Source organism: Natrialba taiwanensis DSM 12281 (assembly GCF_000337595.1).
GTDB classification, from domain to species: Archaea; Halobacteriota; Halobacteria; order Halobacteriales; family Natrialbaceae; genus Natrialba; species Natrialba taiwanensis.
Map to the genome: position 1 here is coordinate 123,080 of NZ_AOIL01000067.1, position 13,787 is coordinate 136,866.

Below are 13,787 nucleotides of genomic sequence, written 5' to 3' on the forward strand. Positions count from 1 at the left end.
AGAATACGGGTCGAAATCGCGTCTACCGTACTGCGAGTTCACAATCACAGTTCACAGTTACAGACTCGAGGTCGCCCAGTTGCTCGCGTCGCGATTCCGGGCCGAGTGCATCGACGGGTGCGAGTGTGGTGGGTTCGATGTGGTTGTGGTGGTTGTGATCGTCTCGAACACCCGCCGACAACTCGGCTGACCGCCGCGACGCGAGTTCAGTTCGTGAACTCGTTTCGCGGTGGCTTAGTCTGGCCCGGATCGGTCGGGATCTGGCTCTGAACTAGGGTCGGGGCCGGGATCGGGGTCCGGCGGGGCGACACGACAGCCGCAGGGGCCGGCGATGGCCTCACCAGGTCCGATCATGGTTTTCTGTGCGATTGGCGTCCCGCAACGGGGACAGCGCGGCAGTTCGAACGGCTCGGAACGGCTGGGCTGGTCGGTGTCGTTCGCACTGCTGTCGGTATCGCCGTCGGCGTCAGCGTCGTCACTCATCCCAATTGCCACCCGTTGTGCTCGTAATTCCGTGGAAGAAGATCGCTGCTGGTCGAATCGCACGATACATCAGTCGTGCGGGATGTTTATATCCCGTGAGAATGTACGCAAACATGGCTACAACCGCTAGGGTTGGAAGCCACGTCTCGGATGCTGGTACATCCGGGACACTTTCGTGTCCGGTGTGGCTTCCGTTCTAATTTGTAACCTATAGTGACTTATATCTACCGCTGAACGTCGGGAAGGAGCCCTGCTGTCAGCTCAGAAGAACTCGCCGAGGTAGACGGGCGTCTTCGGCACGAGTTCAGCGAGCGTCGACACGGGTTCCCGGTCCGCTGCCTCCAGTCGGTTCGTCCGCTCGAGTTCGGTCGCGGAGCGGGTTCCGACGGCGAGTTCGGAGAGGGCGGCGATGTCGAGTGTCGCATCGGCCGTCGCGTCGTTGTCGCGAGTTTCGCTCACACGCTCACAGCGAGCGCGGCCGTCGGCCACCGTCAGCTCGAACAGCCCGTCGTTCCAGTCCGCGAGCGAGTCCGTCACCGAAAGCGTGAGCGCGGCTTCCGCGGTCGACGGATAGGAAAGCGCCGACAGCGTCTCCGCAACGTCGACGATCCGAACCATCGGCCCGTTCGTCACCGTCGTCTCGACCTCGTCGGGAGCCCGGACCGCCTCGCGGAACGGGGCGTCCGCCGGCAGCCGAAGCCGCACGCGCTCGACCTGCGAATCGTGCGTGTGACAGAACGACAGCAGCGCCAGGAACGCCTCGTGGTCCGCGGCGACGAGTTCCGAAACGGCCATCGTCCAGTCGCCTCGGTCCCCGTCGATCGTGTAGACGAGATAGCCCGCGACGCGGCCGTCGCGCTCGAAGGCGTAGACGTAGGGATCGATGTCGTGACCGGCGAAGGTGCGGTGTCGCCACCAGTCCTCGTCGCGATCGATCGCGAGCGCGTACCGCTCGGCGTGGCGCTCGTAGACCGGCACGAGTTCGCCGAACTCGTCGGCCTCGACCGGCCGAAACGAGCCCACCGACGCCGCGTCCGCCGCCGTCGCGAACGAGCACACCTCGGGATCGAACTCGTGGGTGACGATCCGGTTGCTCGTCTCCCAGCCGTACTTGTGATAGAAGCCGTAGGAAAACGGCCACAGGACGGAGAACCGACGGTCTTGCTCGCGGTACTCGGCGAGCGAGTTCGCGAGCAGTTCGCGGACGTACCCCTGCCGGCGGAACTCGGGCGGCGTCGCGACGGAGGCGAGGCCGGCGATCGGATGCGTCTCGCCGCGGACGGTGGCCTCGAGCCAGTAGTGCCGACAGACGCTCCGCGGATCGTCGTCGGCCGCGTCCGCGCTTTCGTAGATCCCGCGGCGCGCGCCGCGCAGCGCACGCGGCGTGTCGTGCTCGTCCGGCTCGTACGGCGGGACGCCCGAATCCGGTCTGAACGCGTAGCTTCTGAACTCGTGAAAGACGGCTCGCTGATCCGACAGAGGGCGGTAATCGACCATACGAACGCAAGCGGGGGCAACCGGGAAGAACGTTCCTGTGGTGTGTGGGTGCGTGGCCCGCCCGTCTAGACGTGTTCGTCGACAAACGCCTCGATCCGGTTCAGCGCCTTGCGGAGGTCACCCAGCCCGGTCGCGTAGGACACCCGGAGGTGGCCCTCGCCGCCCGCGCCGAAGACATCGCCGGGAACGACTGCCACGCCCTGCTCCCGGAGCACGTCCTCGGCGAACTCCTCCGCGGTCCAGCCCTCGGGGACCTCCGGGAAGCAGTAGAACGCGCCTTCGGCCTCGAAGACGTCCAGCCCGATCTCGCGAAAGCGCGAGAGGACGAACTGGCGGCGGCGGTCGTACTGATCGACCATTTCGACCACGTCGTTCGCACAGGAGTCGAGCGCCTCGATCGCCGCGTGCTGGGCCGTCGTCGGTGCCGAGAGCATCGTGTACTGGTGGATCTTGTTCATCGCGTTGATCGCCGCCGACGGACCGAGCGCGTAGCCCAGTCGCAGCCCCGTCATCGCGTGGGCCTTGGAGAACCCGTTGAAGACGATGGTGCGCTCGCGCATCCCCTCGAGCGTCGCGATCGAGGTGTGTTCCCCGTCGTAGGTCAGTTCGGCATAAATCTCGTCCGAAAGCACCGTCAGGTCGTGCTCGCGGGCGAATTCCGCAATCGGCTCGAGTTCAGCCTCGCTCATGATGGCCCCGGTCGGGTTGTTGGGATAACAGAGGACGAGCAGGTCCGCGTCGGCGGCCCCGGCCACGTCGAGTCCCTCCGCCGTGAGCTTGAACTCGTCGGCTTCCCTGGTGGGAACCGACAGCACCTCGCCGCCGGCGAAGATCACGCCGGGTTCGTAGGAGATGTACGACGGCTGGGCGATCGCGACCGTGTCGCCGGGATCGACGAGCGCGCGGAAGGCGAGATCGACGGCCTCGCTCGCGCCGGCGGTGGTGATGATCTCCTCGGCGGGGTCGTAGCCCAACTCGAAGCGGTCCGCGACGTAGTCGGAAATCTTCTCCCGGAGTTCGCGTTTCCCTCGATTTGCGGTGTAGGAGGTCTTCCCCGCCTCTAACGAGGCGATCGCGGCGTCGCGGGCGGCCCAGGGCGTCGCGAAGTCGGGTTCGCCAACGCCGAGCGAGATCACGTCGTCCCGTTCCTCGGCGATTTCGAAGAACCGCCGGATACCGGAGGGCGGAACAGTCTGCACGCGGTCTGAGAGTTCGATAGGCATACTAATACTATTAGGGTGAGAACGAGAGTCGGTCGTCGTCCTCGCCGTCGCCGAACTCGATCCCGTGTTCCTTGTAGGAGGTCATCACGTAGTGGGTGACCGTCTGGGTGATCTCGGGGACGGGCGCGACCTGTTCGCTGATGAACTGCGACACTTCGCGGATGGAGTCGCCCTCCACCTCCATGTCGAAGTCGTAGTCGCCGCTGACGAGTCGGAGGGCTTTGACCTCCGGGAATCGCGCGAGGCGCTCTGCGATGTCGTCGTAGCCAGTTTCGCGGTCGAGGCGGACGTTCAACTCGACTTCGGCCCGGACGCGCTCGGTTTCGAGTTCGTCCCAGTCGACGACGGCCTGGTAGCCGCGGACGACGCCTGCTGCCTCCAAATCGTCTATTACTGCGGCGACCTCGTCCTCCTCGAGGTCGGTCATTCGCGCGATATCGGCCGTCGAATAGCGCGCGTTCTCACGAAGCAACTCGAGCACCTCGCGTTCACTCATACCACTGCGAAGCGCGACCGCGAGTAAAAACGTTGTTCTTTGTCGTTTTTCGTTATAGTGGTCGCGGCGGACGAGGATCGCGAACTGCGACCCAGCCGATTACCGATAATTCTTGAACAACAGCGCCCGCACGTCGTCTTTCGTCTGCACGTCCTCCGTCGAGCCGTCGGGAAGAGTAACGGTGTAGCGATAATCCGATGAGGACGATTCCTCCCACTTGTCGTCGTGGGTTTCGAGGAGACTCATCATCTCGTCTAACATCTCGTCGTCGTCGGCGTCGGCGCCGTCGCCGTCCTCGCTCTCTCCCTCGTCGTCTCCACCGTCTTCCGCGTCGCTATCGGTGTCGCCGCCCGTCTCATCACTACTGTCTGCCGAATCTGCAGCGGTATCGCCATCGCTCTTCTCGTCGTCCGCGTCACCGCCGAGTTCACCAGACTCGTCGTAGGAAATCTCCTCGAGCGCGTGGGGATCGGCCTCGCCGTCGATCGCCGCGCCGACGGACGCCGCCACGTCCTCGGTCGCCGAAAACTCGGCGTCGATGTCGATTGCGTCCGCGACCTCCTCGTCGATGTTGTCGATCAGGAACTGCAACGCGTCTCGCTCGCGAACGAACCCGTACCGGCCGACAACGTCTCGAGAGATTTCCTCGCGGAGTCGTTGGATGAACTCGTACTGTTCGTCGGTAACTTCGAGCGTTTGCATACCCCATCGATGCGGCGGCGGGTACAAATATGTAGGTTGTCGTGGAACACACGAGCGCTGACCAGTCGCTCGCGCGTACTCTCGTTTCGCTCACTCTCCCGGCACGGAACCTCGTCTCTCCGCTCGCCTGCGCGGCCCGCCGTTCATACTCGCGCCCTTGCGTCGGGAGTTATATGACGGAACCTGACAAAACGATTCGTATGGCGAAAGAATCCGATACCGAACTCTCGGCCGGCGATACCGCCCCCGCGTTCGAACTCGAGGGCACGGACGGCGAGACGTACACGCTCGAGTCGTTCGCCGACAACGAGGCGCTGCTCGTCGTCTTCACCTGTAACCACTGCCCGTACGCGCAGGCGAAGTTCGACCTGTTGAACGACCTCGCCGCCGAATACGACGAGGTCGCCGTCGTCGGCATCAACCCCAACGACGAGGTGGAGTATCCGGATGACTCCTTCGAGCGCATGCGCGAACTCGTCGACGACGGAACGGTCCGGTACGACGCCTACCTCCGCGACGAGTCCCAGGATGTCGCCGCGGCCTACGGTGCAGCCTGCACGCCGGATCCGTTCCTCTTCCGTCGGACCGACGGCGACGGGAGCGACAGCAGCAGTGACGACACCACCGCATTCAGTCTCGCCTATCAGGGTCGACTCGACAACGCCCTGAACCCGGACGAGGAGCCGACGCGCTTTCACATCCGCGAAGCCATCGACTCGGTCCTCGCCGGCGAGGAGGTGGAACTCGAGTGGCAGCCCTCTCGCGGTTGTTCGATCAAGTGGGCGGACGAGTAGCTGAGAAAAGGCCCCGCGGCGTCACTCACTTACGATCCGAACGTCACCTTGCATGGTGTCGTGTGGCTCACACCGATAGGTGGCGATTTCCTTGCTCGCCGTGACGCCGTTCAGTGTCTGCGTTTCGCCCTGTTTTTGCATCAGATCGGTTCCATAGTCGTCATCGACGAGTTCACCGGTTTCGTCCCAGAGTTCGATGTTGTGCGGGAGGCCGTCGGCGTTGGTCCAGGTGAACGTGTACTCCTGGCCGGCAAAGAGAACGAGCGTCGGGTTGGTCTCTCCGGCGATTGGATCGGGAGCGACGCCCTCCCAGCCGTTCATGACGGCGCGGAGTTCGATCGTCTCAACATCCATCCATGCATCGGGATCGATGTCCTGGTTGGTCTCGTTCTTGCCCTCGCCGTCGTCGTTTCCGTTGTCGTCCCCGTCGGCTGTTTCGTTGCCGTCCGCCGTTGTCGTCCCGTTCCCATCGTCGTTCTGGGTTTCGGTCTCGTTTTCGGTTCCGTTCCCGTCGTCAGCCCCGCTCAGACAGCCGGCCGCGAGGACGGTTCCCGCCGCCACACCGGCAGTTCGGAGGACGGTCCGCCGATGCTGGTATCGATCGGTCATTGTCTCGTCCCCGACTAGCTTCCCCACGTAATTGAAGCGCCGTGGATATTCTCAGCAGCTGTAACATCCGTCGATAACGGATCGGCCGCCGCTCCGCGGTCTACTGAACCGCCCGGCGATACTGGATCGGCCACGCCGATTCGCCCTCCTCATCGAGTTCATCCGCGGCCCGCAGGCCGAAGTACGGATCGCGCAGGAACTCGCGACCGACGAAGACGAGGTCGGCGCGCCCGTTTCGTACGAGCGCGTCCGCCTGTTCGGGTTCGGTGATGCCGCCGACGGTACCGACGGCCAACTCCGCGCCGTCGTCGACTCGTTCGGCCAGCGGCACCTGGAAGTTCGGCCCGCCATCGATTTGCTCGTCGGGATGGAGGCCGCCGGAGCTGACGTCCAGCAGGTCGATACCGATTTCGCTGAGTGCAGCCCCGAGACGGACGGACTGCTCGGCGTCCCACGACTCGCGGTCGTCGAGCCAGTCGGTTCCCGAGATGCGGACGAAGACCGGCTTGTCATCCGGCCAGACCTCGCGGACGGCCGCTGCGACTTCGCGGACGAACCGTGTTCGGTTCTCAAAGCTGCCGCCGTAGTCGTCCTCGCGGTGATTCGTCACCGGCGAGAGGAACTCGTGGAGCAGGTAGCCGTGTGCGGCGTGGACCTCGGCGATTTCGAACCCGGCGTCGAGCGCCCGTTCTGCGGCGTCGCGGTAGGCGTCGATGACGCCCTGGATGTCTTCGACGGTCGCCTTTCGCATCGCCGGCCGATCGCCGGGGAAGGAGGGGTAGGCGTCGGGCGACGGCGAGAGCACTTCCCAGCCGCCGTCATCGGGCTGGAGCGGTAGGTTACCCTCCCACGGTTTTGCTTTGCTCGCCTTCTGCCCGGCGTGGGCGAGTTGAATCGCTGGGACAGACCCCTGCTCGCGGATGAACTCGGTGATCGGCTCGAGTTCGGTGGCGTGTTCGTCCGTCCAGATGCCGAGGTCGTGAGGGGTGATCCGTCCGCGCGGTTCGACGGCGGTGGCCTCGGTCATAACGATGCCCGCGCCGCCGACGGCGCGACTGCCGAGGTGGACGCGGTGCCATTCGGTCGGGAGACCGTCGGTGTCACAGGAGTACTGACACATCGGCGAGACGGCGATCCGGTTCGGGATGTCGAGTTCGCGAAGCGAAAGCGACGATTGCAAATCGGCATCGTCGACATCGGAGTCGGTGGTTGCCATCGACGGGTCTAGCGATGGCGCGAAGAAAACGCCCGGGGACGGCGATGACCTTGCCGACTCGCGATCACGTCGGCATGGCGCACGCCAGAGAGTCCCCCTCATTTATCGGTCCCACGACGGAGTCTGCAACATGGCACCACGGATTTCGCTTTCGGACCGGTTCGACAGCGACCGGCCGGTGATCGGCATGCTTCACCTCCCAGCGCTCCCCGGCGCTCCCGACTCGAGCGGAGATCGGGATGCGATCCGCGAACGCGCACTCGAAGACGCAAGACGGCTCGAAACGGGCGGCGTGGATGCGATTCTCGTCGAGAACTTCGGCGACGCGCCGTTCTATCCCGACGACGTACCCGCTCACGTCGTCGCCGATATGACCGCGCTGGCGTCGGCCGTTCGGCGCGCGGTCAATGTGCCGCTCGGTATCAACGTTCTCAGAAACGACGCAGACGCGGCGCTCTCGATCGCGGCCGCAGTCGACGCCGCCTTCGTTCGCGTCAACGTCCACGTCGGCACGGCCGCGACCGACCAGGGGGTTCTCGAGGGACAGGCGCACGATACCGTCCGACTCCGCGACCGAATCGCACCTGCCGTGGCGATTCTCGCGGATGTACACGTCAAACACGCCACACCCGTTGGCACGCCCTCTCTCGAGCGGGTCGCACGCGAAACCGTCGACCGCGGCAAGGCCGACGGCGTCATCGTCTCCGGATCGGGGACCGGCTCCCAGACCGATCGCGGCGACATCGAACGCGCCGCCACCGAACTCGCGGCACAGGATAGCCACGCTCGGCCACCGGTCTTCGTCGGCAGCGGCGTCACCGAAGACACCGCTGCCACGTACTTCGATGCCGGCGCGGACGGCGTTATCGTCGGCACGGCGCTCAAGGAAGACGGCGAGACGACCAACCCCGTGTCGTCGGACCGTGTCGAGGCGGTCGTCGCAGCCGCACGTAACCCCTAGCCGCTCAGACGGACTGCTAGCACCGGCAGTCAGTTCCGAACAGCCGCGACCGTCGTGCCCGTCTGCGAGTGCACCGGCAACTGACAAATCGGTACCGCAGACCGTCTCAGAAACCGACCACCAACGGGCCGATCAGAACGCCCATCAGGTGAACTCGGCGGGCGCGCAACCGGACCGGGACCAGCCCGACCACGGTCGCGACGACGAATATGGCGATGCCGAGCGGCCCCGTGAACAGATACGAGAGCGCGAGCAGCAGTCCCAGGACGGCCGTCGAAATCTTCCAGTACGCAACGCGGCCGGCGAGTTCGAGATACGTCTCGCCGACGACGATCACGAGAACGAACCCGATCAGCCCGGCGAGGACGACAGCCACAAGGAGGATCGGTAGTTCGAGCGGCGCGTTCACGTTCTCGAAGGCGACCATGACGCCAGTGCGTGGCTGGCCGATGGCGACCAGTGCGAACAGCGCGAAGATCGTATTCGCGGTGTCGACGCCGCTCGTCGCGACGATGTAGCCGCGATCGCCGGCGTTTCCAGGAACGAAGACGAGCACTGCAACGGCGGCGATAGCGGCCGAGATCCCCGGTATGTAGCCGACGATCGCACCCGCCAGCGCGCCGGCGAGAGCCGTCGCACCGACGAGTCGACGAGACATCGCAATCTCGCCGTCGTGCTGTGGTGGAATGCCCGACCCGACGAGTGCATCGATCAACACCGGCGCTCCGAAGAGGCCGGCGAACAGCGGTGCGAGGGTACCACCCGCCTCGAGCGGTGCATCCGGCGAGAGATCGAGCGTCAATAGTCCCAGGCCCGCCGCGAGCGAAAACGAAAGCAAGCCGGCGAGGCGAGCCCGCCAGGTGAACTCCGAGGCAATTAGCGCGACGACGACCATGGCCAGCACGAGCGACAGATTCGCTCGAATCGTCGGATATACCGCCGTCATCACCCGGGTGACCGGAATCGCGAGCGGCACCGCAACGAGGACGGCGAGCACGCTCCCGAGCGCCGACAGCCGGATCGCCTCGTATCCGCGTCCGTCACGCACCATTCGATGTCCCGGTAGCGCCGTCACCGCCATTTCTGCATCCGGCACGCCGAGTGCCATCGCCGGAACAACGTTGAGAAAGGTATGGACGACGCCGGCTGCAAGCATCGCACAGCCGATGAACAACGGCGGTCCAGGGACCGAGACCGCGACGCCGGCAAGCAGGAGTGCGAAATTGTTCGCATGGAGACCGGGAACCAGCCCACTCAGACTGCCCAGGCCTGCCCCCGCGACCGTCCACGCGAGCAGTTGCAGGGTCAGGGTTGGGTTCGTGACGAACTCGACCGGGGCAACAGCCATCGCTTCATCTGGCTGCGTCTTCGGATTTAAACTCGCGCCCGCGGCGCGCACTCTCGCCGATTCGCTTCCGCTCGGCTCGTCCCGACCCGCCTACGCCTACGATGCGAACGGCCCCTCGAGCGCCGCGGGAAGCGGATCGTCGTCGAGCAACTCACCGATGCTCGAGACGATGCCGTCCGCAGCGGCGGCGTCCTCGACGGCGACCGAGCCGCCGTCGACGTACACGGTCCGAAAGCCGGCCTCGCGAGCCCCGACAATATCCTCGTCGTAACTATCGCCAACGTAGATGAACTCGTCCGCATCGAGGCACTCTTTCGCGAGTTCAAAGAGTTGGCGGTCGGGCTTTCGCACGCCGCAGTCGTTCGAGACGAGGACTTCGTCGACCCGGTCGGCGAGTTCGTGGCGGTCGAGTTTCGCTCGCTGGTGTTCGCCGTCGCCGTTGGTGATGATGCCGGTCGGATTCGTCGCGGCGACAGTATCGAGTACACGTTTTGCGTCCGCTGTCACGACCGTTGCCTCGAGTTCACGCTCGCAGTACTCTGCGGCGAGTGTCGTTGGCGTCACGTCGAGGGTGATCGTTTTCGTGACGGGTTCGAATGCACGACGGTATGGATCGGATTCACAGCGATCGAGTGCGGTGAGCAGTCGGTCGACATATGTTTCGTGCGCTACGTCGGTCGGCTCACCGTAGAGGGAGACGGTTCGTCGGAACAGGGCCTCGAAGGAGGTGTCGTATGAACAGAGCGTCCCGTCGAGGTCGAAGTACACTGCGGATGTCACGAGTACGCAGTTACGCGAAACCGAGAAGTAACTGTCGGCGGTGGACGTCGAAAGAAGTTGGAATTGACCGTGTCGTCGCGATAGCGAGCCGACTTAGCCGAAGAGTTCGCCGAGGCCTTCGCCGTCTGCCTCGTCGTCCTCCTCGTCTTCGTCCGTGGTGTCCGGGACGTCGCTGGTTTCTTCTGCTTCGTCTTCGCCCTCGTCAGCAGCCTCGTCGGCTGCGGCGGCACCGCCTGCAGCGCCACCGGCACCGGCGGCGGGGACGGCGGCGGCCTCGGAGACGGCGTCGTCGATGTCGACGTCTTCGAGTGCGGCGACGAGCGCCTTGACGCGGGATTCTTCGACGTCGACGCCGGCGGCGTCGAGTACGTCGGTGAGGTTGTCTTCGTTGATCTCTTCGTCCGATTCGTTCAGGATGAGTGCAGCGTAAACGTATTCCATTGGTGTATCCTCCAGTTGTGTTGATTAGCCGAACATTGCGCCGAGTCCTTCCGCGCCGTCGCCGTCGTCTTCGTCGTCGTCATCGTCGGTGTCGACGTCGTCGGTCTCAGCGCCTTGGTCGTCTGCCGATTCGTTTTCATCTTCGTCCTCGTCCTCGTCTGCGCTCCCGGCCGCGCCTGCGGCGGGTGCGGAGACGTCCTGCAGTTCCGCGGGCAGGGCCTCCTCGTCGTCAATCTGGGCGGCGAGCGCACGGAGTTGTGCGTCGGCCTTGCTGACGAGGTCGGGCATGAGGTCTTCGTCCTCGATGGCGGCCTGCAGGCCGAGGCTCTTGGCCTCGCCCGTGGCCTTGGCGATGAGCGTCGGTGCCGTCGTCGCGGTCGGGAACGGTGCGTTGAGCGAGAGGTTCCGAGCGCGAGCGGCGGCCGTCTGCACGTCGCTCTCGTAGGCCTCGATGTCGATGTCGAGGTCTTCGGGGTCGAAGAGCACGCCCTCGGCGACGACTGCGCGAAGGTCGAGCCCGACTTCCTTGGGCTCGATGCCGAGTTCGTTGAGGACGTTCGCCAGATCCGCAGAGACTTCCCCGCCGGCCTCTAAGACCGTCGAGTCCTCCATGACCTGGATCGAACCGTCCTCGATGCGTGCGTTCGCGCCGATGCTCTGGAGTTCACCGACGAACGGCCCCGGGTCGACACCGGTGTCACCCTCGGGGATGACGATGTCGTTCGGGGCAACTTCGCCCTCGTTGATCGGGGCCGGCGTCTTCGAGGCCTCGAGTTCCTTGTAGAGGGTGAACGGATTGTCGTTCGTTCCGATCAGGCCGACCTGGCCCTCGACGTTGTCGACGAGATCGTCGAGACCAGCGGTTTCGAGCGCACGGACTTGCAGCGTGTTGCGGCTGACGCGCAACTCTGCGGTGCCGTGGAGATCACGGCGCATGTCCTGGAGCTGCTTCGAGGGAATGCCGGCGATGCCGACGATGCCGACGCTCTCGTAGTTCTCGATGAGTGCTTCGAGGTCGTCGACTTCCTCTTGCTTCCACTGGGGAAGGTTCTCCGTTTTGCGATCTGCCTGGGCGCTCATATTAGGCCACCTCCACGGATGGGCCCATGGTCGTCTTTATGTAGACGGCATCGATATTCTGGGGCCCTTTCTCGAGGTCGGCGTGCAGGCGACGCAGGATGACGTCGATGTTGTCGGCGATGTCTTCGGCATCCATGTCTTCAGCGCCGACGAGCGTGTGGAACGTCCGCCGATCGCCGGAGCGAAGCTGCACGGTGTTCTTGAGTCGGTTGACGGTCTCGACGACGTCGTCGTCGGGCGAGAGCGGGTCCGGCATCTTCCCTCGCGGACCGAGGATAGTACCGAGATGCCGGGCGATGTCTTGCATCATCGCCTCTTCGGCGATGAAGAAGTCGGTCTCGTCCGCCATATCTTTGGCGTCGTCGTCGTCCAGATCCGCGACGTCGTCGACCGAAAGGACCTCGTCCGCTGCCTCTTCGGCGCGGACACCGGTCTCTCCTTCGGCGATAACGACGATACGCGTCTCCTGTCCGGTGCCGGACGGGAGGACGACGGACTCGTCAACACGATTCGACGGTTCGTTCAGGTCAAGGTCGCGCAGATTTATCGCGAGGTCGACCGTCTCGGTAAAGTTCCGATCGGGCGCGTCCTCGAGTGCGCGATCCACTGCGGTTTCGATATCCGAATCTGCCATCGTTCACCTCCGTAGTACGCAGGAGTGCTCCTACGGGTCAGTGAAACAGGCAATGCCTGTCTCTGTTGAGAGAAGTGCCATGTCGAACTTAAACCCGTCGAACTGGAGTCCCGACCGGTTCAGTGTTCGACTCTCGGTCTCCGAAGCGCATGCACCGACCAGAAGTTCTATGAAGAGTGACAGTGATGAATTCGAATATGTGGCCAGCAGATTTATACGTGGGGATGGGTGCAACCGAGTCCGGGTCCGAGTCCGCGGTCATTGAGGTGCTCACGTCGGGGGCAGCGGTTGAGGCGTATCGGTCACTCGGGTCGCTCGGGCGGGTCGGGTTTCAGTTCGCCGCAACGGTCGTTCTCGCGTTGGTCGTCCTGGGGTTGGTTCAGGGATACGGCACGCGGACCGTCGAAACGGCGCGACGAAGTCCCGTTATTTCGATCTGTATCGGCCTTCCGAGTGGGCTGGTCCTCGCCGGGCTCGCAAGTACCGGCTATATCCTCGTCGGACAGAGCGTCGGGATCTTCTTTGGCATTCCACTGGTTCTCCTCGGTGGAACGACCCTCCCGATACTCCTGGTGCTCGGATTCGTTGCTGTCGGACGGGCAACGATGGCCCGACTCGGTCGAGACCGGCTCGGCTCCGGAATTCTTGCCGGGAGTGTCCTCTGTGGAGTTGCAGGGTTCTCGATAGGGGCCACCATCCTTCTCGCCGTCCTGGTTGCCTCGCTCGGTATCGGCGCGTTCGTTCGCGTGCTGATGAGTGCCGGCGGCACGACTGCTCCGGATGAGCGCACCGTTCCGCCCGCGAACAAGATTTGAGAAATCGATCGCCGCCTCTTTCCAGACACCTGTGTTCTGCAGATCCATCTTTTACCGCTTCTGCGGCGCTATTCCAGCGGTTTACATCCGCGACGTGGGTGGCCGTGACAGACGAGTCTCGGCCCTCGATCTCGACGGGCGAAAAATGAAATGACTCGTGATCACAGCCCGCCATCACGCGCCGTTACTAGCGGTCAGCGGTATCCCGATCAGGCGAGTGCGTCGTCGTACTCGCCGTCGTCGACTTTCGCTTTGAACTCGCGGGCGTCCACGCCTTCGATGGTGACGCCCATCGAGGCGCAGGTGCCGACGACTTCCTTTGCGGCGTTTTTCGTATCGTACGCGAGCAGGTCGGGATGTTTCTGCTCGGCGATCGTCTTGACCTGGTCGATCGAGAGGTCCGCGACGAAGTCCTCCTGAGGTTCGCCACTCCCTGTCTCGAAGCCAGCCTCGTCCTTGACGAGTGCCGCCGTCGGTGGGACACCAACGTCAATTTCGAAGGAGCCGTCGTCCTCGTAGTCGACGGTGACGGGCACTTCCGTGCCGTCGAACGCTTCCGTCTGGTCGTTGATATCCTGTACGACCGCCTGCACGTCGACGGGGGTCGGTCCGAGCTCGGGACCGAGCGGTGGGCCAGGGTTGGCCTGGCCACCCGGAACGAGCACTTCGATGGTTCCAGCCATACCCGTCACAACCCGTGCGCGAGTT

The 13,787-nt window shown here is 64.2% G+C and carries 16 protein-coding genes; 3 read left to right on the forward strand and 13 right to left on the reverse strand.

The features are described 5' to 3' along the window. Window positions 1–234 precede the first annotated feature (234 nt). The 5 genes from C484_RS18965 to C484_RS18985 all read right to left on the reverse strand — a co-directional run bounded on the left by C484_RS18965 (window position 235) and on the right by C484_RS18985 (window position 4,401). Window positions 235–483, reverse strand: coding sequence for a hypothetical protein (locus C484_RS18965; RefSeq protein ID WP_006827501.1), 249 nt, complete (start codon window positions 481–483; stop codon window positions 235–237). Between the two features lie 261 nt (window positions 484–744). Beyond that, window positions 745–1,980 (reverse strand): GNAT family N-acetyltransferase, encoded by a 1,236-nt coding sequence (locus C484_RS18970; RefSeq protein WP_006827502.1) that lies wholly within the window; start codon window positions 1,978–1,980, stop codon window positions 745–747. Window positions 1,981–2,045: 65 nt separating this feature from the next. Further along, window positions 2,046–3,203, reverse strand: a complete 1,158-nt coding sequence (locus tag C484_RS18975; protein ID WP_006827503.1) for a pyridoxal phosphate-dependent aminotransferase — start codon at window positions 3,201–3,203, stop codon at window positions 2,046–2,048. Between the two features lie 10 nt (window positions 3,204–3,213). Next, complete coding sequence (locus tag C484_RS18980) at window positions 3,214–3,699, reverse strand: Lrp/AsnC family transcriptional regulator (RefSeq protein ID WP_006109185.1); 486 nt, start codon at window positions 3,697–3,699, stop codon at window positions 3,214–3,216. 99 nt (window positions 3,700–3,798) lie between these two features. After that, complete coding sequence (locus C484_RS18985) at window positions 3,799–4,401, reverse strand: hypothetical protein (RefSeq protein WP_006827504.1); 603 nt, start codon at window positions 4,399–4,401, stop codon at window positions 3,799–3,801. A 200-nt stretch (window positions 4,402–4,601) separates the two neighbouring features. Between C484_RS18985 and C484_RS18990 the strand changes: the two genes are divergently transcribed. Further along, complete coding sequence (locus C484_RS18990; protein ID WP_006827505.1) at window positions 4,602–5,195, forward strand: thioredoxin family protein; 594 nt, start codon at window positions 4,602–4,604, stop codon at window positions 5,193–5,195. A 21-nt stretch (window positions 5,196–5,216) separates the two neighbouring features. Here C484_RS18990 and C484_RS18995 read toward each other — a convergent pair whose 3' ends face one another. Together C484_RS18995 and C484_RS19000 are read right to left on the reverse strand one after the other, a co-directional pair. After that, window positions 5,217–5,804 carry a cupredoxin domain-containing protein gene (locus C484_RS18995; protein ID WP_006827506.1) on the reverse strand — a complete coding sequence of 196 codons (588 nt, stop codon included), beginning with the start codon at window positions 5,802–5,804 and terminating at the stop codon, window positions 5,217–5,219. 100 nt (window positions 5,805–5,904) lie between these two features. Next, on the reverse strand, window positions 5,905–7,020 hold the full coding sequence (locus C484_RS19000) for an NADH:flavin oxidoreductase/NADH oxidase (RefSeq protein ID WP_006827507.1): 1,116 nt from the start codon (window positions 7,018–7,020) through the stop codon (window positions 5,905–5,907). 130 nt (window positions 7,021–7,150) lie between these two features. On the opposite strand from C484_RS19000, the gene C484_RS19005 reads away from it, so the two are divergent. Continuing rightward, window positions 7,151–7,981, forward strand: coding sequence for a BtpA/SgcQ family protein (locus C484_RS19005; RefSeq protein ID WP_006827508.1), 831 nt, complete (start codon window positions 7,151–7,153; stop codon window positions 7,979–7,981). A gap of 106 nt (window positions 7,982–8,087) precedes the next feature. Here C484_RS19005 and C484_RS19010 read toward each other — a convergent pair whose 3' ends face one another. From C484_RS19010 to C484_RS19030, 5 genes are all read right to left on the reverse strand, one after another. After that, on the reverse strand, window positions 8,088–9,329 hold the full coding sequence (locus C484_RS19010; protein WP_006827509.1) for a tripartite tricarboxylate transporter permease: 1,242 nt from the start codon (window positions 9,327–9,329) through the stop codon (window positions 8,088–8,090). Between the two features lie 96 nt (window positions 9,330–9,425). After that, complete coding sequence (locus C484_RS19015) at window positions 9,426–10,097, reverse strand: HAD family hydrolase (protein WP_006827510.1); 672 nt, start codon at window positions 10,095–10,097, stop codon at window positions 9,426–9,428. Window positions 10,098–10,202: 105 nt separating this feature from the next. Continuing rightward, a complete protein-coding gene (gene rpl12p, locus C484_RS19020) occupies window positions 10,203–10,550 on the reverse strand; it encodes a 50S ribosomal protein P1 (RefSeq protein ID WP_006827511.1) in 348 nt (115 codons plus the stop codon). 24 nt (window positions 10,551–10,574) lie between these two features. Further along, entirely contained in the window at window positions 10,575–11,630 is a 1,056-nt protein-coding gene (locus tag C484_RS19025) for a 50S ribosomal protein L10 (RefSeq protein ID WP_006827512.1), read from the reverse strand. Between the two features lies 1 nt (window position 11,631). Continuing rightward, window positions 11,632–12,264: a 50S ribosomal protein L1 gene (locus C484_RS19030; protein ID WP_006109195.1), complete on the reverse strand. Its 633-nt coding sequence runs from the start codon at window positions 12,262–12,264 to the stop codon at window positions 11,632–11,634. Window positions 12,265–12,461: 197 nt separating this feature from the next. Here C484_RS19030 and C484_RS19035 point away from each other — a divergent pair, with 197 nt between their 5' ends. Next, a complete protein-coding gene (locus C484_RS19035; RefSeq protein ID WP_049915727.1) occupies window positions 12,462–13,079 on the forward strand; it encodes a hypothetical protein in 618 nt (205 codons plus the stop codon). A 209-nt stretch (window positions 13,080–13,288) separates the two neighbouring features. Here the strand turns inward: C484_RS19035 and C484_RS19040 are convergent, their stop codons facing one another. Further along, a complete protein-coding gene (locus C484_RS19040) occupies window positions 13,289–13,762 on the reverse strand; it encodes a 50S ribosomal protein L11 (protein WP_006109197.1) in 474 nt (157 codons plus the stop codon). Between the last annotated feature and the right edge of the window lie 25 nt (window positions 13,763–13,787).